Source organism: Planosporangium spinosum, assembly GCF_049999945.1.
Lineage (GTDB): Bacteria > Actinomycetota > Actinomycetes > Mycobacteriales > Micromonosporaceae > Planosporangium > Planosporangium spinosum.
Map to the genome: position 1 here is coordinate 70123 of NZ_JBLYUB010000019.1, position 22145 is coordinate 92267.

The window sequence follows — 22145 nt, forward strand, 5'->3', positions numbered from 1 at the left end:
GACCCGCCGGTGGCGCTACACCGAGAGCGGGTTGGATGTGCCGGTGACCGTTCATGATGTGGCCCGTGTGCTGCCGGACATCGCAGTGCTTCGTGACCGGTGTCGCGCGTTGGCGATGCTCGATGCGATCATGAGTCCGGAGTGGGAGTCGAGGTACTACTCGTTCGACTCGCGCTGGGCGCCGGACGAGGAGATGGCGTCGATGCGTAACGGCTCCGGTGACGCGTGGTCGATCGTGTTCTCGCCGGCCGGTGCGTTCATCCGGGGCTTCGATCATGAGTCGCCGATGAGCCGGGCCGGCAACGACGATGAGTTGTGGCCTGGCCTGGTGGACTCCGTGCCCGACGTCTTCTCACCCTGTGTGAACGAGCCGGCCTTCAGCTTCGAGGGCGCGCTGGAAGCGACGGTGTGCCTGTGGCGCCGAAGCGGCGACGACCGGTGGCATGCCGGCGAGATCGACTTTCCCGACGGCGATGATCCGGACGGCGCCAACCGGTTGTTCGAGGTGCTGGTGGACGGCGCACCTGCCGCGTACCAACGCTTCGCGGAGGACTACTACGAGACAGCCGTGGACCGCGATGCCGTCCGCGAGATCTTCGCGTTGAACCTGCTCACCGACGGGTTGGTGCAGCGCCTGAACCCCGAGTTGACCGTGGAGGACCTGGCCGACGATCTCGCCGAGATTGGTTACCCGTCTCCCGCCGTACCGGAGACCATCTAGTTTGCCGGTATCGACGGGTACGTCGCACCAGACCCTCGACCACGGCCGACGCGGCGCAACGGTCCAGGGCGGCCGTGACGTGGCTGGGGCCGCGTGGCCTGAATCACCACGACCTCAGGACGACCGTTCCGGCGATCGCGCCGACCAGGCTCCAGGCCACCTTCATCGCGACCGCGCCCATCGCCGAGATCGGTGCGGTCGGCACGGTGTCGACCATCCGGCACCCCCGCGTTCGTGGAGACTTGGTGGTGTCCCAGCCTCACGAAGTCTCCACGAACACGGGATCGGGGCACGGATCAGCCGGTGTACTGGGCCACGATCTTCGAGAACTCGTACGGCTGCTGCGACACGCTGCTGCAGTACCCCTCGGCCCAGTTGTGCGGCACGCCCGGGTCGCAGGCCCGGTCACGGTTGAGTGACCAGTACGAGAACCAGCCGACGTGCTTGGCGCGTGCGTACGCCAGCAGGGCCCGGAATGTGTCCTGAGTGAACAGTTCGCTCGGCTGGTCGGTGTGCCCGTTCATCAGTTGCAGTCCCAGGTGCGCGTACGCGGTCGCGTCGTCCCACCCGTACAGCGCCCGCAGCTGCGCGGCGGCCTGGTCGGTGACGCTGCGGACACTGTCGGCCATGGACGCCGCCGGCCCGCCGTAGTCGAACGCCATCAGGTTGATCAGGTCGAGCCGGGCACCGGCCGCGATGGCCTGCCGGATCTCGTCCTTGCCGGTGTCCGGGAACCCGACCGTGGTCGCCGGGATCGTCAGCGACACCTTCAGGTTCGGGTTGTTCTGCTGGAGGATGCGGATCGCGCCGAACCGTACCGCCATGTTGGCGTCCAGGTCGTCACCCTCGTAGTCGAGGTCGATGCGGGTCAGCCGGTACTTGTCGATCACCTGCTGGTACGCGTTGGCCAGGCCGGCCGCGCCGCCGCAGGTGGCACCGAGCTCGACGCCGTTGTAGCCGCCGAACGACACCGCCACGTCGCCGCCGGCCGCCCGGACCGCGTTGACCACGGCGGTCACGGTGGTGTCCGACGTGACCCGGTGCGCCGGGTCACCGTTCCACGCCGGGGTGCAGCCGCCGGAGTCGAGCACGAACGCGAGGTTGAAGTACCGGGCGCCGGAGGCGTTCATCGCCTCGGTGATGTTCTGCGGCTGGTTGTCCAGCGGCATGAAGTAGATGGGCGCCTTGAACGTGCCGTTGCCCGCCGGCGGAGGTGTCGTCGGTGGGGGAGTCGTGGGTGCCGGCGTGGTCGGACCGGCCGACGGTGACCGGGTCGGAGTGGCCGACGGCGACGGCGCGCCACCCGGTCCCGGCATGGTGACGTCGTCGGCGTAGTAGGTGCCCTGGCCGTACCAGCCGTGCAGGTAGACGGTGACGGCGCGGGTGCTGGCGCCGGTGGTGAACGTGACCGACAACTGCTGGTAACCGCCGTTGGTGCCGGGGGTCCAGGTGCTGGGGTCGGTGCCGCCGGTACCGGTCGCGCCGAGGTAGACGTAGGCGCCGTTCATCCAGGCCGACAGGGTGTAGGTGGTGTTCGGTGCGACCGTGACCGTCTGGGTGCACTGCGCGTTGTCGCTGTTCGTCGTGGCTCCGGCGAGAGCCAGGCTGCCCGAGTGGGCGTGGCCGGTGACGGCCGAGGCGGTCGCCGGGCACGACCAGCCGGACAGGCCGGACTCGAAGCCCGGGTTGGTGATCGTGTTGGTGTCCGCGTGGGCGGCGGTGGCCGCGGCCGCCACCGCGGCGACCGCCGCCACCGCCGTGCCGGCCACGAGTGCCAGGCGTCCGGGTCTGGGCATGGTCTTACTCCTCGTGGTCGGCGCACGCCCGGGGTCGGGGGGCTGTCCCACCCGACCCCGGGGGCTTCCGGGCAGTACGAAAAAGTTTCCTAACTAATCCGGCACGGTAGCGCTCCGTATCGACCTTCGGCAATACCTGAAGGAATAGTTAAGAAAGCTTGACATTAAACCGCCCGTCGAGTTGCATCGGTGCCCACGCAAGCGGCCGTGTGCCGCGTCCGAAGGAGTGCGTTCATGCGCGGATACCAACGTGTGCTGGCCGTCGGTGCGGTCGCGGCCACCGTCGCCGGCGCGGTCGCCCTGATCGTGGGGCCGGCCGCGGCGGACACCAACACGATCACCAACCCGGGCTTCGAGTCCGGCCTGTCCGGCTGGTCGTGCCCGGCGACCGCCTCGGCCGTCACCGGCCACGCCCACTCGGGCAGCCTGGCTCTCGCCGGAGCCACGACGAACAGCGACAACGCGCAGTGCACCCAGACGGTCACGGTCGCACCGAACACCACCTACACCCTGTCGGCCTGGGTGAACGGCGCCTACGTCTACCTCGGCGCGACCGGTACCGGCGGCACCGACCCCAGCACCTGGACCCCCGGCACCAACGGCGGTTACCAGCAGTTGTCGGTCACGTTCACCACCGGCGCCAGCACCCGCGCCGTCACCGTCTACCTGCACGGCTGGTACGGCCAGGGCACCTACTACGCCGACGACGTCACCATGCCCGGCCCAGGCGGCAACCCCGGCCCCACGGCGACCACCCCGGCGCCCACGAAGACCGCCTCGCCGACGCCGAGCCCGACGAAGACCACCACACCGACACCGAGCCCGACGACCCCGCCCCCGGGTGGCGCACTGCCCGCGCACGAGCTCACCGGGTACTGGCAGAACTTCAACAACGGCGCGGCCGTCCAGCGGCTGCGCGACGTCTCGGGCGACTACGACCTGATCGCGGTGGCCTTCGCCGACACCGACCCGAGCGGCCCCGGCAAGGTCGTCTTCAATGTCGACTCCGGACTGTCGTCGGCGCTCGGCGGGTACACCAATGCCGACGTCAAGGCCGACATCGCGACCCTGCACTCGCGCGGCAAGAAGGTCGTCATCTCGGTCGGCGGCCAGAACGGCACCGTCTCGGTCGGTGACCCGACCGCGGCGAACAACTTCGCCACCAGCGTCTACGGCCTGATGCAGACGTACGGCTTCGACGGCGTCGACATCGACCTGGAGAACGGCATCAACCCCGACCAGATGGCGTCGGCGCTGCGGACGCTGCGGAGCAAGGCGGGGGCCGGCCTCATCATCACCATGGCGCCGGAGACGATCTTCATGTTGAACCCGCAGTCGACGTACCTGAACCTGGCGCTGAAGATCAAGGACATCCTGACGGTCGTGCACACCCAGTACTACAACTCGGGATCGATGAACGGCTGCGACGGCAACGTGTACTCCCAGGGCACCGTGGACTTCATCACCGCGCAGGCCTGCACCGCGATCCAGGCGGGACTGCGCCCCGACCAGGTGGCGATCGGGCTGCCTGCCTCGCCCAGTGCCGCCGGGAGCGGGTACGTGGACCCATCGGTGGTCAACAACGCTCTAGACTGCCTCGCCAAGGGGACGAACTGCGGCCGGTTCCGGCCGAGTACTCCCTGGCCCGGGATCCGAGGCGCGATGACCTGGTCGATCAACTGGGACAAGTCCGCCGGAGGTACCTGGTCACGGAGCGTGAAGGGCCACCTGAACACCCTCCCGTAGAGACCTTCTTCCCCAACAGAAAAAGCCGGTGGGGTGCGCATCCGGCCAGGCGCACCCCACCGGCGCTGTCCATGATCGGCACAACTTCCGGGAAACCGTGGCCTCGGATACCGCCTGAGACCACGACTTCCGGGAAGTTGTGACGATTATGGCCGATACTGTGGGTCAGACCTTGCGGTAGCGGGCCTGCACGCCGCAGTAGCCGGCGAAGGCCAGGAAGCCGAGCGCCACCGCCGACAGCAGCCACGGGCCGAACGGCTGGGCGGCGAGGGTACGCAGAGCGGCGTCGAGCCCCCGCGACCGCGACGGGTCATGGTGGACCGCGGCGAGGATCAGCAGCACGCCCGCGATCCCGAAGGCCATCCCCTTGGCGGCGTACCCGACGGTGCCGAGCAGGCGCGCGGTGCGCTCGGCGGTGCGGCCCATCCGGGCCCGCTCCAGCTTGCGCTCGAACTCCGCCAGCAGCCCGTATCCCGCCATCCCGGCGCCGAAGCCGATCACCACCACGCCGGCCAGGCCGACCAGCCAGTGGCCGCCGGGCGACGACAGCAGCGTCGCCGTCGCGGTCTCCTGCTTCTGCGCGCTCGACGTGCCGGCCCCGGCGACGATCCGCACGGCGCTCCACGCCAGCGCCGCGTACACGATCACGCGGGAGCCGGAGAACACCCGCTCCGCCGTGCGACGCCGGCCCTGTTCGTCGGTGTGGCCCACGGCGGCGGCCGCCTGCCAGACCGCCAGCGCGGCGAGGCCGACCGTGAGGGCGACGAGCAGTGCCCGGCCCAGCGGCTGCGCGGCGAGCGTCGCGAACGCGCCGGACTGGTCACCCTCCCGGCCGGATCCGCCCCAGGCGATCTGCAGCGCCAACCAGCCCACCAGGCCGTGCAGCACGCCGTACGCGAGGAAACCGAACCGGGTGAGCAGCCGTGCCGGACGGCTGTCGGCGGTCCGCCGCGCCGCCCCGGTGGCCGAGTGCGTCGTGGTCATATCAGGGTATGTGCACCGCCAGTGGCGGATTCAAACCCGTCGACGCCCGTGATCGTCCGGCCCGGCCGCGTGGCGGGTCAGTCGACGCTCTCGGTGACCTCTCCGTACGGGCCGTTCCACCAGCGCACCCAGACCCGCGACGTCTTGCGGTTGCCGAAGAAGGAGACCATGACCGAGTCGGTCGCGTACCGGGTCACGTTCACCGTGTAGCCGGCGTTGGGGTTGCTCGACTCGACCTGCACCGCGTCCTTCGTTGTGAAGAACGTCGCATCTCCGCCGGCGGTGTGGAAGGAGCGCCGGAACCCGCCGCCGCCGGTGGCCTGCCAGCCGGCCGACGAGGGGGACGCGGACGAGTCGGCCGACGGCCGGGCGCTGCCGGACGTCGATGTCGAGCCGCTGACCTGGGGTGCGGACCGGTCGGGCGGGGTCACCGGGGCCACCCGCCGCAGTTGGGCGGTCGCCAGGGGTACCGTGCGGGTCGGCGCGGCGGCGGCCAGTACCGACCGGATGCCGAGCCACGCAACACTGACAGTGATCGCTGCCGCTACGGACCATGCAAGTAGGTACGCGAGCCGTCGGTGCACGCGACCCATCTTGCCCTACCCGCTACGGTGCTCACCATGGCCACGGTCCTACTGGTCGAGGACGACCACATCATCCGCGCGGCGCTCATGCGTTCGCTCACCGATCGCGGACACACGGTCCAGGCGGTGGGAACGGCGTTGGACGCGCTGCGAAGAGTTGCGGCGGACACGCCTGACCTCATCGTTCTCGACCTGGGTCTGCCCGACCTCGACGGGGCTGACGCGCTGCGGATGCTGCGCGGCATCGCCGACGTGCCGATCATCATCGCGACCGCACGCGACGACGAGGCGGAGATCGTCCGGCTGCTCAAGGCCGGCGCCGACGACTACATGGTCAAGCCGTTCACGAGTGCCCACCTGGACGCCCGGCTGACCTCGGTGCTCCGCCGGGCCGGTCGGGCCAGCCGCGACGAGCCGGTCGTCATCGACGCCGGGGCGCTCCGGGTCGATCTCGGGCAGCGTCAGGCGTACCTTGACGAGCAGCCGTTGACATTGACGCGCAAGGAGTTCGACCTGTTGGCGTACCTGGCCGCCCGGCCGGGTCGGGTCGTATCGCGGCGAGAGCTGCTGGAGGAAGTATGGCGGCAACCGTCGGTGGGCGAGGACCAGACGATCGACGTCCACCTGTACTGGTTGCGTCGCAAGCTGGGCGAGAGCGCGGCGAAACCGAGGTTCCTACACACCGTGCGGGGGGTCGGCTTCAAGTTCGCGGTACCGGACTGAGGCGGGCACTGGCGTACGTGTGCGTGGCCGTGACGGCCATGGTGGCGCTGGCGTTTCTCATCCCCCTCGGGCTGGTCGTCGCGCAGCTGGCGCGGGAGCGCGCGCTCGCCGACGCGGAGCGGCAGACCGCGGTGGTCGTGGCGGTCCTGATGACCACCACCGACCCGATCACGGTCGACCGCGCGATCGCCGCCGCCGGTGGTCCGGCGGCTGGCCGGGTCGCCGTGCACGGACTCAACGGCGGCAGCGTCGGCCAGCGCCACGCCCGTGCCGAGGAGGTCGCCTCGGCGGCCAGCCAGCTCAAGTCCCTCGTCGTGGACGTACCCGGTGGGCTGTCCTACCTCGAGCCGGTCGACGTGGGTGCCAACCGGACCGCCGTGGTCGAGGTGTTCGTACCCGACAGTGAGCTGACGCGGGGCGTGCACGGTGCCTGGTACGCCCTGTCCGCCGTCGCGATCGGCCTGGTCATCGCATCGGTGTTCGTCGGTGACCGGCTGGCCGCGAAGGTGGTCGGGTCGGCGCGCGGGCTCGCCGCGGCCGCGAGCGCGCTGGGCGACGGCGAGCTCGACGTGCGGGTCGAACCGACCGGCCCGCGCGAGCTGGTCGAGGCGGGGCTGGCCTTCAACGCCATGGCCGAACGGGTGAAGGTGCTGCTGGCCAACGAGCGGGAACTGGTGGCCGACCTGTCGCACCGGCTGCGGACCCCGCTGACCGCGCTGCGGCTGGACGCCGAGACCCTCGACGACGACATCGCCGCGCAGCGGATCCGGCACGCCATCGGCAACCTCGAACTGGAGGTCGACGAGATCATCCGGGCCGCCCGCAAGCCGAGCCTGTCCGCCGGGCCGGAACCCGGCGAGGCCATCCGCTGCGACGCCAGCGAGGTGGTCCGGGAGCGGCTGCGGTTCTGGTCCGCCGTCGCCGGCGACCAGGGGCGGCGGTGCGAGGCGATCGGCGTCGAGGACAAGGCGCCGGTACCGGTGCCGCGCACCGAGCTGGCCGCCGCGCTGGACGCGCTGCTGGGCAACGTCTTCCGGTACACCCCGCAGGGCGCGCCGCTGGAGGTGGCGGTGTCGCGGCGGGACGGGTACGTGGCGATCCGGGTCGAGGACGGCGGGCCGGGTATCGCCGACCCGGACCGGGCGCTGCGCCGCGGGGAGACCAGCCACGGCTCCACCGGGCTCGGCCTCGACATCGTCAAGCGGGTGGCGTACGGGGCGAACGGGACGGTGAACATCGCCCGGGGCCGGCTGGGCGGCGCCAGCATCGTGGTGCTGCTCGCCGACGCTGAGTGGACGCCACCGACGCCGACCCGGTTCGGGTTCGTCGGGCGGTTGTCCCGCGACCCGGCCGAACGGCGGCGCAAGCGGGCCGAGAAGGGCGGCGGCGACCGGCAGCTTCACGGGTCGGCAAATCTTCCTTAGGTCTCGTTTAAGCCGTCTCGCCCGCCCCGGACAACCGGATACGGTCTGTGCAGTTCCCACGTGGACGCGCCGGGGCAAACCCCCCGTTAACTGGTTCCCACACCCGGCGCCTGGCGCGTCCCGCGCGCGGCGGAGCCGACAAAGGCCCGGTTCGGCTCCGCCGCACGCACACTTCCCGGGAGGTCGGCGATGACACCGGAGAGGCCAGCGGTGACGTCCGCCCGGTCCGGCTACCCGTGGCGAGCCAGTTCGGTGGCGCGGGCCATGTCCGCCTCGCTCACCATCCCCACCAGCAGGCCGTCCTCGACCACCAGCACCAGGCCGCCGCGGGCCACCGCCGGCGCGATCTCGGCGGCCGGGCGGGAGGCCGGCACCACCGGTACCGCCTCGGGCTCGGCCGCGACCTCGGACAGCGGAGTGCTCTCCCGGGCGTCGGGCGGCACCCGCGCGACGTCGGCCAGTCGCACCACGCCCGCCGGCCGCCCGTACCAGTCGCGCAGCGGGAACGCCCGGTGATGTGCCCGAGAGGCGACGGTACGGGTGAAGTCGCCCACGCTCTGCTCCGGATTGCCCGAAAGCGGATAGGGGTTCATGACCTCCCGCACCGGTACCTTCCCCAGCAGCGAGCGGTACCGCGCACCGGCCTCCTCCGCGGTGGCGGCCGACATCAGGAACCAGCCGACGAGAGCCAGCCACAGGCCCCGGAGTTGCCCGGTGAACAGCACCTGGGCCACGCCGGCCAGGACCAGGACCAGCCCGAGCCCACGCCCGGCACGGGCCGCGGCGAGGCTGGCCCGGTCCCGGTCGCCGCCCAGCCGCCACAGGACCGCGCGCAGCACCCGTCCGCCGTCCAGCGGCGCGCCGGGCAGCAGGTTGAACACCGCGAGGACGCCGTTGATCAGTGCCAGCCAGATCAGCGCGGCAGTGAGTACCGCAGGCCCGCCGGCCAGGGCCGTGCCGACGGCCGACGCGGCGAACAGCCCACTGGCGAGCACGCTGGTCAGCGGCCCGGCGGCGGCCACGAACAGGTCGGCGCGGGCGTGCGGGGCCTCGTCGGTCAACTCGGCGACGCCACCGAGCAGCCACAGGGTGACCCGCTGCACCCGGATGCCGAAGTGCCGCGCGACGAGAGCGTGGGCCAGTTCGTGGGCCAGCAGCGACAGCAGGAAGAGGACTGACGCGGCGAAGCCGGTCAGCCAGTACGTGCGCTGCGGCTGGCCGGGCGCGCTGGCGGGTAGGACCGTGGTGGTGAGCCCCTGGACCAGCAGCGCCATGATGACCAGGACCGACCAGTGCACCCCGATCGGGATGCCGGCCACCCGCCCCAGCCGTACCGTCTGCGTCATCGCCACCCCTCCCGTCTTCGACGGTCCTCCGTCCGGGTGATCGATTCCAGTGCCGAACGACCCGCCCCTAGGGTGTGGTCCATGGACCACACTGGCTCAACGACCGTCTTCGATCAGGCCGAAGCCATGTCCGTCGACGAGCGCTCGGCCCTGCAAACCGACCGGCTACGGGCGCTGGTGGACCGGCTGCTGGCCGCCGACGGCCTGCTCGGGCGGCGGCTGCGCGCGGCGGGGGTGGACTCCGGCGCCGGGCTGTCCCTCGCCGACCTGCCGCGCCTGCCGCACACGACCAAGGTCGACCTGTGGGAGCACTACCCGCTGGGCATGCTCGCGGTGCCGGCCGACGAGGTGGCGTGCATCCACGGTTCGTCCGGCACCGGCGGCCGGTCGACGCTGGTCGCGTACACCGCCGCCGACGTGGCGCTGTGGGCCAACGTCATGGCCCGGTCCCTGGCCGGCGCGGGTGCCAGCCGCACGTCGGTGATCCACAACGCGTACGGGTACGGCCTGTTCACCGGCGGACTCGGGGTGCATCACGGGGCCGGTGCGCTGGGCGCGACCGTGGTGCCGGCGTCCGCCGGGATGACCCAGCGCCAGTTGCGCCTCATCCAGGACCTGCGCCCCGACGTGCTGACCTGCACCCCGTCGTACGCCGTCTACCTCGGCGAGGCGTTCGCGGCGGCCGGCGTCGACCCGGACGAGATCGGCCTGCGCGTCGGGGTGCACGGTGCCGAGCCGTGGACCGACGCCATGCGGGTACAGATCGAGCGCCTGCTCGGCATCCGCGCGCTCGACATCTACGGGCTGTCCGAGATCATCGGGCCCGGGGTGGCCTGCGAGACGCTGGACTCCGACGGGTGGCTGCACGTGCAGGAGGACCACTTCTACGTGGAGGCGCTCGACCCGGTCACCGGTGAGCCGGTACCCGACGGGCAGCTCGGCGAGCTGGCGTTCACCACGTTCACCAAGGAGGCGCTGCCGCTGCTGCGCTACCGCACCGGCGACCTGGCCCGGCTGGACCGCACGCCCGGTCCGGGCGCGCGGACGACGGTACGCATGAGCAAACTGACCGGGCGGGTCGACGACATGCTGGTCATCCGCGGGGTCAACGTGTATCCGAGTGAGGTCGAGCAGGTCGTGCTGGCCGATCCGGCGGTGGCGCCGCAGTACCTGCTCGTGGTCGACGCCCGCGCCACCCAGCCGCGGCTGGTCGTCTGCGCGGAGCTGGCCGACAGCGGCGGCGTGGCGGTCGAGGCGGTCACCGCCCGCCTCGGTGCCGCGCTGCGCGAGCGGCTCGGCCTGTCCTGCGAGGTGACCCTCGTCGGGCCGGGCGAGGTGCCGCGTACGGAGGTCGGTAAGGCACGCCGGCTGGTCCGGTGGGAGGGCGGCGAGTCGCCGGTTCCAGGATTGCGGTAGCGCTGAGCGGCAGGGTTGCGGCGGCTACCGGGAGGATTGCGGCGGCCACCGGGAGGGTAAGGCGCGATGATGACCGAGAACCAGGTGCCGTGCCTGCAGGTACCGGAGGCGGGCGACATCCCCGCCGAGGACGCCACGTCGCCGCAGGTCGAGCACGCGGGCGACCACGACCAGGCGGAAGGGGATGTCGACCAGGAGGACGAGACCGCCGACCAGCGGCGCTAATCCGTCGACCGAGAGACCGCGCTGGCCCGCCGGAAACGGTGGGCCAGCGCCGTCTCTCGGTCAGGATCAACGCATGTCCCCGATGGCCTCACTGACGTCGTTGGGGGAGTTGAAACGGTCACGGGGGAGCTGTTCGAGGGTGCGTATGACGTTGTCGTCGGCGCCGTTGTCGCGGGCGTGCTGGATCAGCGTGTTCTTGTCGGCCGGGTAGTCGATGCCCTTGAGGAACTTCTGCAACTGGATCGGGTTCACTGTCGTCATGCCGGACCCCTACCCGGGCCGGTGCCGTGCATACCTGACACCGCCGAGGGGTATCAGTACACCTGTTCGACGATCCGGAAGGTGGAGGCATGAGCGACGCGCGTGAGACCCCGCAGTCGGCGATCAAGGACCCGGACGACTGGAAGACCGGCGACGAGCCGCCCACGGGCGCCCAGCGGTCCTACCTGTCGACGCTCGCCACCGAGGCGGGCGAGGACGTGCCCGAGGACCTGACGAAGGCGGAGGCGTCGAAGAAGATCGACGAGCTGCAGGAGAAGACCGGGCGCGGGGGGTGAACGCAGGAAGGCCCCGGCGCGTCCCTCGCGGGGGCCGGCCGCCCGTGGACCCACCGTGGCCGGCTCCCCAGCCGGGGACACCGGTACGCCGCGTGCCCCGCTCCCGTGCCGGATACCCGGTCACGCGGCGTGCCGCACTCAGGAGCTCGTGAGGATGACGAGTTGCCCGGTCGCTCGGGTCATCGCGACATAGCGGTCGACCGCCCCCTCCATGCCCGAGCCGAACGCCTCGGGGTCGATCAGGACGACCAGGTCGAACTCGAGCCCCTTCGACAGTTCCGGGGTCAGTGACCGGACGCGGGACGTGGCCCGGAACGTGGGATCGCCGATCACGCAGGCGATCCCTTCGGCGTGCGCGGCGAGCCAGGTGTCGAGGATCGCGCCCAGATCCGAGGTGCGTCCGTGTACGACGGGGATGCCGTTGCCGCGGATGGAGGTCGGCACGTTGGCGTCCGGGAGTACGGCCCGGATGACCGGCTCGGCTTCCGCCATGACCTCCTTCGGCGTGCGGTAGTTGATGCTCAGGGAGGCCAGGCGGATCCGGTCGAGCCCGATCCGGGTGAGTCGTTCCTGCCACGACTCCGTGAACCCGTGCCTGGCCTGGGCCCGGTCGCCGACGATGGTGAAGCTCCGGGACGGGCAGCGCAGCAGCAACATCTGCCACTCCGCGTCGGTCAGTTCCTGAGCCTCGTCCACGACGATGTGCGCGAACGGGCCGGCGAGCACGTCGGGGTCGGCGCTGGGCAGGGCGGTCTCGTCGACCAGGGCGTCCCGCAGGTCCCGATGGTGCAGCATCGTCATCAGGCCTTCGCCGTCGTCGTAGGCGTTGGACGCAATCAGGTCGTCGACGACCGTGGCCATGCGCGCCTGTTCGGCGGCGACGACGGCGGTGTGCCGGCGCCGGCGCCGTGACGCCTCCGGGTCGCCGAGCCGCTGCCGTGCCGCGTCCAACAGCGGCAGGTCGGACACCGTCCAGGCCCGAGGGTCGGCGCGCTGCAGCTTCGCCACGTCGTCGCGGCGCAGCCACGGCGCGCACCTGTGCAGGTAGGCGGGTACCGACCACAGGTCAGCGACGAGGTCGGCCGCTTCGAGCAGCGGCCACGCGCGGTTGAAGGCCGTGCGCAGGTGCCTGTTCCGCGCAAGCGACCCGCGGAGCAGGTCGGCCGGTTCGTCACCGTCGTACTTGTTCATCAGGATCGTGAGCAACCCCTCCCAGATCTGGTCGCGCGCCTCGTTGTGCGGGGTTCCGGGTTCTGCCGCGTCGAACGCCTCGGCCCAGTCGTCGGCGGCGAGCCAGATGTCGGACTCGCCGGTCGTGACCGTCATCGGCTCGGTGGGCGGTTCCTCGTAGAACCTGACGGCCGCGTCGATCGCCTTCACCAGATCCGCGGACGACTTCAGGCGGGCGGTGTCCGGGTCGGTCTCGGTCGCCGCCGCGGCTCCCTCGACGACGAGATCCCGCAGGGTGCAGGTCTGCACGTCCTCCTCCCCGAGGTTGGGGAGGACGTCGGCGACATAGGCCAGATAGGGCTGGTGCGGACCGACGAACAGCACGCCGCCGCGGCGGTGACCGAGTCGAGGGTCGGAGTAGAGGAGGTACGCGGTGCGGTGCAGCGCCACGACGGTCTTCCCCGTACCCGGTCCGCCGTCGACGACGAGTGCGCCGTGCGATCCGGCGCGGATGATGGCGTCCTGGTCGGCCTGGATGGTGCCGAGTACGTCCCGCATCGTGGCCGACCGGCTGCCGCCGAGGCTGGCGATGAAGGCGGACTGGTCGTCGAGCGCGGCGTGCCCGTCGAGCCCGTCCGGGGTGAACACCTCGTCCCAGTAGTCGGTGATCCGGCCTCGGGTCCAGCGGTACCTGCGACGGCTCGCCAGACCCATCGGGTTGGCGTGGGTCGCCGCGAAGAACGGCTCGGCCGCCGGGGAGCGCCAGTCGAGCAGCAGCCGACGACCCGCGCCGTCCGTGAGGCCCAGCCGTCCCAGGTACACGGGCTCGGGGTTGTCCGCGCTGACCATGCGTCCCAGGCACAGGTCCAGACCGAAGCGGCGCAGTACGCGCAGGCGCGCGGTCAGCCGGTGGATCTCCTGGTCCCGGTCCAGCGCCCGCCGGCCTTTACCGCCGGACGCCCTGCGCTCGGCATCGAGGCGGTCGGACAGGTCGGCGATCGACTGGGCGAGGCTCGCCGCGATGGCCGCGAAGTGCCGCTCGTCGCCGGCGATCAGCGCCGGGTCGGCCTTGGCGGCGAGGTGGTCGGGTAGGTCGAAGGCGCTGGTGGTCAGGGGGTTCACGGCATCAGCTCCGATCGGGGATCCGGGTGGTTCACGCGGGCACCGGCGGCCTGTGTCGGCCGATCGCGTCGAGCAGCATCTCCGCGGCCACCGCCGCCCCGTCGGTGCGGATCGTGCCGGCCACGGCGGCCGCTCGGGCGCGGGTCTCGGGGGCCAGGGCCGTTCCGAGCGCGGCCGACAGGGACTCGACGGTCGGAGCCGGACCGTCGTGTGCCGCGCCGATGCCCAGTTCGGCCACCCGGCCGGCCCAGTACGGCTGGTCCGCCCACTGGGGTACCACCACCTGCGGCGCGCCGGCCCGGGCGGTCGTCGTCGTGGTACCCGCGCCGCCGTGGTGTACGACGGCGGCAACCCGGCCGAACAGCGCCTGCTGGTTGACTTCGCCGACGACGAAGCAGTCGTCCCGGTCGTCGACCGGGGCCAGCTCGGCCCAGCCATGGGCGACGAGTGCGCGGCGGTCCTGGGCGCGGACCGCCTCGATGGCCACCCGGGCGATATCCTTCGGGGCGCGCATGCTGCCGAAACCCACGTACACCGGTGGTGCGCCGGCGTCCAGGAACGCCTCCAGGTCGGCCGGGAGCGGGCGTTCGTCGGGCAGGATCCACGCGCCGGTCTGCGCGACGTCGAGGCCTGCCGGCTGCTGCCAGGGGGCCAGGGTCGGGTCCGCCGCCAGCCACGGTTGCTCGCCGAACACGTGGGCGCGGACGTCGTCCACCGGCGGCAGGCCGACCGACGCCCGGTGGGCATTGAGCGCCTCGCCGAACAGCGCGTTGTAGCTTCGCACGCTCAACTCGTCGAGCACCCGGTGGTCGGTCACGCCCGGCGGGAACGGCCGGCCCGGCAGCGGCTGCGGCGGGTGGTGCGGCGACGGCAGGAAGATCGGACAGTAGCTCGCGTACACGGAGTGGATGCCCAGCCTCTCGGCCACCGACCGCGCGCCGGCCGCGGCCGGCATCAGACCGGTCACCACCAGCGCATCGCATCCCTCGGCGGCCGGGGCCAGCGTGTCGAACTGTGCGGCGATCAGCTCGGCCGCACGCCGGGGCACGTCCGCCGCTGACGGCGGCGCCGCCCCGTGCACCAGCGGGCGCACCGGCGGGCCGACCGGCACCAGCGGCACGCCGACCTCGGCCAGCCGCTCCGCGCAGTCCGGCGGCGCGCACACCAGTACCTCCGCGCCCCGCTCCCGCAACCGCACCGCGAGTGCCACCAGCGGTTCGACGCCCCCGCGCGAGTCATACGTCGACAACAACACACGCATTTCGCGACTCCCGTGTCCGCAGATTCTGGCCAAGGCCGACGATTCTGCGGCACGACCCGGGTCTTGCCGCAAGACCCCATGTGCGATATACGTTAAGAATGGGAGGGCCGGTGGGTCCTCTTTCTTTTTCGCTCGTCGTCTTTCTCCGTTCACCGCACGATGCCGGTATCACCTGGCCGGAGGTGAGCGGGCGTTGCGGCGGCATGGTGGGCAGGCCGGCCGCCGTACTGATGGACGGGTGGCTCGGCTCGGGTCTCGACTAACCCAACGGCGTCATAGGTGACTTGCTACGCGTCGGAACAGCTGGACCGCGGCTGTCACGCGAACTCGCCCGAACGCGGCAAGGCCTCCACTTTGGAGGTGGCCTCCGTGCCAGCGTTCCGCTGCCCCCGCGCTACGGCAACCGGTGACCGCCGCCTGCCTCTGACACCCCTTGACAACCAGCTCAACACGCCAACGAGGCGCCGTCGGGTTACCGCTCGTTGTAACGGTTCCGAAGGATGATCGTCGTCCGGGCTACCGTCGTCGGCGCAGGCTGGACGCCCCCGCCCACAGAACCGAAAAGGCCGACGTCCGCGAGGTTACGTCGAGGACAGGCCAGAGGATGGCCTGAGTACGACAGGTTCCGGCCACACACCAGCCGTCCGGGCCTTCCGTGTGCTCCTCGCGAAGCGCGAAGGCGACCTTCCACAGGAGCGGATCGCACCCGGTCGGTGGCTCCTCGGGCGGATTGTCGAGGTCGTAAGGGATGTTCATCCGTCGCACTCCCGAACGACGTAGGGCCGGACCCGGTCCACCGGGTCGTATAAGGCCGTCTCCGAGTCCATCCACGAGGGCCGCCGAGAGGCGGGCACCGGAGTCGGCGGGGGAGCCGCAGGCGGTTCTCCTGCTGGTCGACGTCGCCTACGCCACCACGCCCACATCGTCCGACCTCCTCGGCTCCATTGGCTTCCGTCTAGGGACCGGCCGAAACGCGTTCCTCGCCTACACCCGGCCGAAGGTCGTTCCCTCCGTAGCGTCACGCGCACCTGACGCACGCGGAATCCGGCAACTGTCTCCACCCCGCTCCAAGCTGAAGGAGCATGTAGACCAGTGAATGACCTTGGACCGACACTGGGACGGGCGCGCGAGGTCGCCGGGTTGAGCCTGCGGGTATGGCGCGGCGGACCGGCTACTCCCGGAGCTACCTCGGCAACGTCGAGACGGGGACGCGACAGGCGACGCCCGGGGTCGTCCGGGCATACGAGCGGGTGTTAGGTGAGGACGTGAACAGGCGGGAGCTACTGATCGGAGCAGTCTCCACAGTCGTCGCGGCCTCAGTGCCGGACGTCGCGGTCGACATCGCCGCGGACGTGGGAGCGGAGCGTAGCCGACTCCTGGCGACGGTCCAGACTTCGCATGCGGTGGACCGGACCATCGCGGCCCTCGTTTCGAAGGACACGCCCAGCCTCGCGGCCCTGGCAAAGTGGGCGCGGCAGGGCTCCCCGATCCTCCGGGTGAATGCGGTTGGCATCCTGGCGAAAGTCGGGTCCCCGGTCCTGGACGACGACGTCGTCCGGGTGCTGAAGGCCGACGAGGATGTGCGCCTCCTCTACCTGACGGCCGTCGTTTCCCGCGTCCTCGGGATGCCGTGGAACGACGCGCGGCGGGTCGCCACAAGCGGGCAGCCGCTCGCCGAGGAAGCCCACCTTCAGGCCTTCGCCCAGGAAGTGACCAACCCCGCCGACTCCGGAGCACGGTGGTGTTCCGTGGTCATGCTTGCCCGGACCCGGGCCGAGGCGGCGCGGGAGGTCGCCGACGCGCTCGCCCGCGCGCTTCCGCAAGAGACCAGCCGGGAGAACCTCCGCGTCATTGGCGGTGCGCTCGCCGGCCTCGACCCTCTCACTGTCTAGGAGGCATCGTGTTCGTCGTGTCGGTCGGTAAGGGCGAGGAGGTTCTGGAGACGATCGCCCGCCACGTTCAGGAGCGCGGTGTCCGGGCCGCGGCGATCACCCTGATAGGTGCCGTGCAGGGGTGCTGCGTGTCCGTGATGCCGAAGGGCGATCCGCTGGACGACATCCTCACGGAGCACGACCAGCCGTTCGAGTTGACCGGGACCGGAGAGGTCACCGACGGGAAGGTCCACGTCCACGCGGTCCTCGGCGGCGAGGGCGTCACGGTGGCGGGACACCTGCACTGGGCGAAGGTCCAGGACTGGTTCGTACGGGCCTATGTGACGCCCGTGGCGTAGCAGGTCCAGGAACTAAGGAGCCCGGGAGGAACCTAGGCGTTCCTCGCTCGTGTGCCCGGGCCGCCGATTGGCTCTTGAGCGGCAACGCGGAGGACGCGGCGCGACGCCGTGAAGGCGACCAGATCATCGCCTGGTCGGTGGCTGCGTAGGCGTTGTGGTGGACGTTGCCGTGTGGCAGACATCGACCCACCACCGCCGCACTGCAGGCCATGCACCGCAACCCAGCGCGGCCGTGGACCGTCGCGACACTCGCTGCCGAGGCCGGACTCTCCCGGGCGCCGTTCGCCCGCCGTTTCACCACCCTGCTCGGCCAGCCGCCACTGACCTACCTGACCTGGTGGTGGATGACCACCGCCGCCCGGCTTCTCCAAGAATCCGACGTACCGCTCAGCGCCATCGCCGCCACAGTCGGCTACACATCCGAGTTCGCCTTCGCCAACGCCTTCAACCGCCAGCATGGCATCGCCCCTGGCCGATACCGCCGCAACGAGTAGCGCCGACAGGCGGCGCCCAGAGGGAACGGCCGCACATCCGGCATCCTTAGCTTCACCACCGAGTCATCCAGCTCTACATGGCGAGATCCAGGTCAGCGCCCGACGTCTGCCATCCATTGCTGGACCGGACAACCAAGACGTTTCCGACGGCCCGGCTTGCCGGCCTCGATCCGCCGTCCAAGATCCGCAAAGTAGGTCCGGACACCGGGACTCGCCGTCGTCCGCGTCTACCTAATGGACCGCTGGTCGGTCCCTTGATCATCCGCAGCGGTGAGGCGGGCGCGACACGCCGGCTCCGCCCCGGCGGTGCTGACCGACGGTCGGGCGCTGACCAGCAGTACACAGCCGACGGCGGCGAGGACGCCGCACAGCACCAGGGTCGCCCGGTAGCCGAGCGCCTGGGCCGTGGCGCCGGCGACGAGGCCGGAGATCAGCGAACCGATCGTGAGGGTGTTGGCGAACAGCGTGGTCGCCCGCCCGGTGGCTCCCGGGATCAGATCCTGCATGTAGGTAATGCCGAGCGAGCCGGTCACGGCTATGGCTGTGCCCCGGGCCAGCTGGGTGCCGATCAGCAGCGGCACGGTCGAGCTGACCGCGACGAGCAGGAAGTAGGCCACGAACGTCAGCATGCCGAGCAGGATCACCCGTTGCTTGCGGGCCCGGGCCGGCAGCAGTACCAGGCTCAGCGCCACTGGAACCTCCACCAGTGCGCACACGCTGAACAGCAGGCCGACGTCGCGGTCGGGGCGACCCAGCGTCCGGGTGACGTAGAGGGGCAGGGCCACCGACCCGGCGAGCATCGCGGTGTGGAACAGCGTGAAACTGGTCGCGGCCAGCAGCACCGGCCGGGTCAACCGGGTGCCGGTCCTGCTCGCCGCCGTCCGTGGGGGCGGGGCCGGTGTGGCACCGAGCAGCAGCAACGGCAGGGCCACGAGCGTGAACGCCAGGGCTGTGAAGATCAGAAGCCCTCGGTATCCCTGCCGGGCCAGTACCGCGGCGCCGATCATCGGACCGATGGCCCAGGCCAGGGACCACACCGACCGCAGGGCGGGGGTTCCCCGCCGGGCGGCGCTGTCGGTCGACCGGTCGAGGTGGGTACGGGCCAGCGCGAACAGTTGGGGGAAGGCCGCCATGCCGGCGCCGAGGAAGCCCGCCGCGACGAGCAGCAGCAGGGCATAGCTGGTTGTCGTCGTCAGCGCCAGGTAGCCGACCGCCGGTGCGGCCAGCGCGACGAACGCCGGCCACCGGCTCGCGGACCGGTCGTAGCGGCGGCCGAGCCAGGTGCTCACGACGAGACCGTTGACGGCGATGAGCGACATGAAGACGCCTACCTGCAACGGCGACAGATGCGCCTGGTCGGCGCCGAAGAGCACCAGGTAGGGCCCGATCATGGAGTCGGCGATCCCCAGCAGCAGGACGCTGCCTACCAGCTGCGGCAGTCTGGAGCCGCCGGTGGTGCCCGTGCCGGACGTCATCGTCCACTGTTTCCCTCGATCGCTCGACCGTAACAGGTCGACATCGAAAGGGATCAGTCGGCCGCCGCGGTGGGCTGGTCGACTCGCTGCTGGTGGGGAAGGGCGACGATCGTCGAGCGCAGGTGGTTGATCGCCGCAATGCGTGCGCCGGTCAGGGAGGGTTCGACCGTCAGCTCCGCGGCGCGGACGGGAACGGGTCGCGGAAGGCGTGCGGTGGCCGCGGCGATGGCATCGAGGATCACGGGGTGGTTGCCCCACGAGCCACCGACGATGACACGTTCCGGGTCGGCGAGAGCGACGACGGCGGCGAGAACCCCGCTGACGGCCCGGCCCAGCGCTTCGCGGGTGGCCGCTGCCCGGGGCTCCGGGCCGGTGGCGGTGGTGAGGAGGCGGTCGACGTCGATGGCCGTCGAGCCGGGCTGCCGGAGGTCGAGTTCGTCGAACACCTCGATGAGGCGCATCGCCTGGCCGTGTGGGCCGACCGTGACCAGGTGGGCGAGCTCACCGGCGAGACCGGTACGTCCGCGCCTGACCTCGCCGTCGCTGACGAGTGCGCAGCCCAGTCCCTCGCCGAGGAAGACGTAGGCGAAGTCGTCCAACGCGGCACGGGCGTGGTCGCGTTCGGCCTGCGCCGCCCAGTTCACGTCGTTGTCGACGGTGACCGGTCCGTCGGCGTACGGCGCCAGGACCTCGACGGGATCGAGCTCGCCGAGCAGGAACGGTGCGTCGGGTAACTGGACCACCCGGCCGGTGGCGCGGTCGACCGGGTCGGCGGCGCTCACCACCGCCAGGCGGGGGGTCAGTTCGGCGCTGTCCCGGGCTTCCCGGGCGGCGGCGCGCAGCGCGTCGGCGACCTGCTCGGGGCGAGCCGGCCTGCTGATCTGTCGCGCGGCGCGTGCCACCGTGTCGCCGTAGGCGTCGACGCACTCGGCCACGATGCCTTCGGGCGCGATGCTGACGGCGAGGGCGGCGCCGATGTCGTCGGCGAGCGCGTAGTACGAGCCGACCCGGCCACGTCCCCGGCCGCCCGGGGTGCGTTCTCCGGTGTCGACCAGCAGGCCGGCCTCGGTCAACCGGCGCACGCTCTCACCCGCGGTCGGCTTCGAGATCCCGGTCTCGGCGGCCAGCTCGGCTCGGGTCAGCCGCCGGTGCGTCATGAGGGCGCGCAGCACGTGCTCGTCGGTCAGCGACCGCAGCAGCTCCAGCGACGGCTTGGCGGGATCCATGCGGCAATTCTAGGCAGGACTCTTGCCTAGAAGGGCGCGAGCCTCCTACATTGACCCCCAAGTAAGGAGACCTGACTAGAAGGAGCCGCCGCCGTGTCAGCCTCTACCCTTCCCGTTGCCGACACACTCCCCGCCCTGCCGCACTGGGAAGAGCCCCCGGCCGACCTGCCGGCCGCGATCCGTGAGATCAAGGCCGCGCTGCGTGCTCGGATCGCGGCCTCCGGCCGTACGGTCGAGGAGGTCTTCGCCGTCGTCGAGCAGCGGATCAAGACCGAGGTCGACGAGATCGCCGTCGCCCGGGATCGAGGTGAGGCGATCTGGCCGGTCATCGACTACGCCGACATCGCCGCCGGCACCGTCTCGGCCGAGGATCTGGTGAAGCTGCGTCGGCGCGGCTGCCTCGTCGTGCGAGGCCACTTCGACCGGGAGCAGGCCCTGTCCTGGGACCGCGACATCGTCGACTACGTCGAGAGCAATCGGTTCTTCTCCAACTACCGCGGCCCCGGCGACGACTTCTTCGGCAGCGTCGGCTCCAAGCCCGAGATCTACCCGATCTACTGGTCGCCGGCCCAGATGCAGGCCCGCCAGAGTGACCGGATGGCGCGCGTACAGGCGTTCCTCAACAGCCAGTGGAAGCACGCGTCCGAGGGCGTGCGGTGGTTCGACCCCAACCGTGACTCGCTGTACCCGGACCGCATCCGCCGCCGCCCGGAGGGCGCCGACTCCAGCGGGCTGGGCACCCACCTCGACCCCGGCACCCTCGACCTGTGGATGACCGAGGCGTACCAGAAGGCGTTCCGTCACCTGTTCGACGGCACCGTCGAGCAGTACGACCCCTGGGACGCGGCCTACCGCACCGCCGGACCGCAGTACCCCGGCACGACGATGTGCTCTGCCTTCCGCACCTTCCAGGGCTGGACCGCGCTGTCCGACATGGACCACGACCAGGGCGTGCTGCACACCGTCCCGATCCCCGCCGCCATGGCCTACCTCATGCTGCGGCCGCTGCTGTCCGACGTGCCCGACGACGACATGTGCGGCGTTACCGTCAACCAGGTCTTTCCCGCCAACTCGACGTGGCACCCGCTGCTCATGCGGGCGCTGGCCGGTATCCCGGACGTCAAGGCGGGCGACTCGGTCTGGTGGCACTGCGACATGATCCACAGCGTCGCTCCGGTGAAGAACCAGAAGGGCTGGGGCAACGTCATGTACATCCCCGCGGCCCCCTGGTGTCCGCGCAACGAGCGGTACGCGGCTGATGTCCGGGAAGCCTTCCTCACCGGATCGAGCCCGAGCGACTTCCCGGAGGAGCACTACGAGCGCGGTTGGACCAACCGTTTCCAGCTCGACGACCTCAACGACACCGGCCGGCGCGGCCTCGGCCTCGGCTGAGCGCCCCCACCATTCGTCGGCACCGCCAGGTGACCACGTGCGAGCTATGGCTACTCCGGCTTGCGGGCCAGGATGCTGGCGAACTGCCGGCGCGTCTTCTCGTCGGGTCCCTGCACGAGCTGCGCGGTGACCGTGAGCCCGGCCCGCACCCCAGGTCCGCGACCGGTCCGCGGTCGGGGGTCCGTACGAGTTCGGCGAACGCGGCCAGCATCGCCCGCGCCAACGGGGCCATCGCCTCGGGGCGAGGGACGCG

At 71.1% G+C, this 22145-nt stretch carries 19 protein-coding genes and 1 pseudogene; 11 read left to right on the plus strand and 9 right to left on the minus strand.

The annotated features are described in order from the left end of the window. Positions 1-37 precede the first annotated feature (37 nt). A complete protein-coding gene (locus ACNTMW_RS23640) occupies positions 38-721 on the plus strand; it encodes a hypothetical protein (RefSeq protein WP_426636023.1) in 684 nt (227 codons plus the stop codon). Positions 722-1017: 296 nt separating this feature from the next. Here the strand turns inward: ACNTMW_RS23640 and ACNTMW_RS23645 are convergent, their stop codons facing one another. Beyond that, a complete protein-coding gene (locus tag ACNTMW_RS23645; RefSeq protein WP_426635959.1) occupies positions 1018-2517 on the minus strand; it encodes a carbohydrate binding domain-containing protein in 1500 nt (499 codons plus the stop codon). A gap of 234 nt (positions 2518-2751) precedes the next feature. Here ACNTMW_RS23645 and ACNTMW_RS23650 point away from each other — a divergent pair, with 234 nt between their 5' ends. Then, the gene (locus ACNTMW_RS23650) at positions 2752-4263 is read left to right on the plus strand and encodes a chitinase (protein ID WP_426635960.1); all 1512 of its coding nucleotides are present in this window, start codon (positions 2752-2754) and stop codon (positions 4261-4263) included. Positions 4264-4428: 165 nt separating this feature from the next. On the opposite strand, the gene ACNTMW_RS23655 is transcribed toward ACNTMW_RS23650, so the two are convergent. Next, positions 4429-5247: a DUF1206 domain-containing protein gene (locus tag ACNTMW_RS23655; protein WP_426635961.1), complete on the minus strand. Its 819-nt coding sequence runs from the start codon at positions 5245-5247 to the stop codon at positions 4429-4431. Between the two features lie 77 nt (positions 5248-5324). Next, positions 5325-5831: a hypothetical protein gene (locus ACNTMW_RS23660; RefSeq protein WP_426635962.1), complete on the minus strand. Its 507-nt coding sequence runs from the start codon at positions 5829-5831 to the stop codon at positions 5325-5327. 36 nt (positions 5832-5867) lie between these two features. Here ACNTMW_RS23660 and ACNTMW_RS23665 point away from each other — a divergent pair, with 36 nt between their 5' ends. Together ACNTMW_RS23665 and ACNTMW_RS23670 are read left to right on the plus strand one after the other, a co-directional pair. Further along, a complete protein-coding gene (locus ACNTMW_RS23665) occupies positions 5868-6554 on the plus strand; it encodes a response regulator transcription factor (protein ID WP_426635963.1) in 687 nt (228 codons plus the stop codon). A 38-nt stretch (positions 6555-6592) separates the two neighbouring features. Continuing rightward, on the plus strand, positions 6593-7978 hold the full coding sequence (locus ACNTMW_RS23670; protein ID WP_426636024.1) for a HAMP domain-containing sensor histidine kinase: 1386 nt from the start codon (positions 6593-6595) through the stop codon (positions 7976-7978). A 230-nt stretch (positions 7979-8208) separates the two neighbouring features. Here ACNTMW_RS23670 and ACNTMW_RS23675 read toward each other — a convergent pair whose 3' ends face one another. Then, positions 8209-9324 (minus strand): site-2 protease family protein, encoded by a 1116-nt coding sequence (locus ACNTMW_RS23675; RefSeq protein WP_426635964.1) that lies wholly within the window; start codon positions 9322-9324, stop codon positions 8209-8211. 81 nt (positions 9325-9405) lie between these two features. Between ACNTMW_RS23675 and ACNTMW_RS23680 the strand changes: the two genes are divergently transcribed. Continuing rightward, on the plus strand, positions 9406-10740 hold the full coding sequence (locus ACNTMW_RS23680) for a phenylacetate--CoA ligase family protein (protein WP_426635965.1): 1335 nt from the start codon (positions 9406-9408) through the stop codon (positions 10738-10740). Positions 10741-10806: 66 nt separating this feature from the next. Then, positions 10807-10965: a hypothetical protein gene (locus tag ACNTMW_RS23685; protein WP_426635966.1), complete on the plus strand. Its 159-nt coding sequence runs from the start codon at positions 10807-10809 to the stop codon at positions 10963-10965. A gap of 66 nt (positions 10966-11031) precedes the next feature. Here ACNTMW_RS23685 and ACNTMW_RS23690 read toward each other — a convergent pair whose 3' ends face one another. Then, a complete protein-coding gene (locus tag ACNTMW_RS23690) occupies positions 11032-11226 on the minus strand; it encodes a DUF2795 domain-containing protein (protein ID WP_426635967.1) in 195 nt (64 codons plus the stop codon). A gap of 89 nt (positions 11227-11315) precedes the next feature. Between ACNTMW_RS23690 and ACNTMW_RS23695 the strand changes: the two genes are divergently transcribed. Then, complete coding sequence (locus ACNTMW_RS23695) at positions 11316-11522, plus strand: DUF3072 domain-containing protein (protein WP_426635968.1); 207 nt, start codon at positions 11316-11318, stop codon at positions 11520-11522. 138 nt (positions 11523-11660) lie between these two features. On the opposite strand, the gene helR is transcribed toward ACNTMW_RS23695, so the two are convergent. Both helR and ACNTMW_RS23705 read right to left on the minus strand, forming a co-directional pair. Beyond that, positions 11661-13805: an RNA polymerase recycling motor ATPase HelR gene (gene helR, locus ACNTMW_RS23700; RefSeq protein ID WP_426636025.1), complete on the minus strand. Its 2145-nt coding sequence runs from the start codon at positions 13803-13805 to the stop codon at positions 11661-11663. Between the two features lie 40 nt (positions 13806-13845). Continuing rightward, entirely contained in the window at positions 13846-15075 is a 1230-nt protein-coding gene (locus ACNTMW_RS23705; protein ID WP_426635969.1) for a glycosyltransferase, read from the minus strand. Positions 15076-16229: 1154 nt separating this feature from the next. On the opposite strand from ACNTMW_RS23705, the gene ACNTMW_RS23710 reads away from it, so the two are divergent. The 3 genes and pseudogenes from ACNTMW_RS23710 to ACNTMW_RS23720 form a co-directional block, all read left to right on the plus strand. Continuing rightward, the gene (locus tag ACNTMW_RS23710; RefSeq protein WP_426635970.1) at positions 16230-16967 is read left to right on the plus strand and encodes a helix-turn-helix domain-containing protein; all 738 of its coding nucleotides are present in this window, start codon (positions 16230-16232) and stop codon (positions 16965-16967) included. A gap of 8 nt (positions 16968-16975) precedes the next feature. After that, complete coding sequence (locus ACNTMW_RS23715) at positions 16976-17305, plus strand: PCC domain-containing protein (protein ID WP_426635971.1); 330 nt, start codon at positions 16976-16978, stop codon at positions 17303-17305. A 185-nt stretch (positions 17306-17490) separates the two neighbouring features. Further along, positions 17491-17799: pseudogene (locus ACNTMW_RS23720) on the plus strand (helix-turn-helix transcriptional regulator); the annotation flags it as partial. A 227-nt stretch (positions 17800-18026) separates the two neighbouring features. On the opposite strand, the gene ACNTMW_RS23725 reads toward ACNTMW_RS23720, so the two are convergent. Together ACNTMW_RS23725 and ACNTMW_RS23730 are read right to left on the minus strand one after the other, a co-directional pair. Further along, positions 18027-19274 carry a sugar efflux transporter gene (locus ACNTMW_RS23725; RefSeq protein ID WP_426635972.1) on the minus strand — a complete coding sequence of 416 codons (1248 nt, stop codon included), beginning with the start codon at positions 19272-19274 and terminating at the stop codon, positions 18027-18029. 53 nt (positions 19275-19327) lie between these two features. Beyond that, a complete protein-coding gene (locus ACNTMW_RS23730) occupies positions 19328-20500 on the minus strand; it encodes an ROK family transcriptional regulator (RefSeq protein WP_426635973.1) in 1173 nt (390 codons plus the stop codon). A 93-nt stretch (positions 20501-20593) separates the two neighbouring features. Between ACNTMW_RS23730 and ACNTMW_RS23735 the strand changes: the two genes are divergently transcribed. After that, a complete protein-coding gene (locus tag ACNTMW_RS23735) occupies positions 20594-21892 on the plus strand; it encodes a DUF1479 domain-containing protein (RefSeq protein WP_426635974.1) in 1299 nt (432 codons plus the stop codon). The last annotated feature ends 253 nt before the right edge of the window (positions 21893-22145 follow it).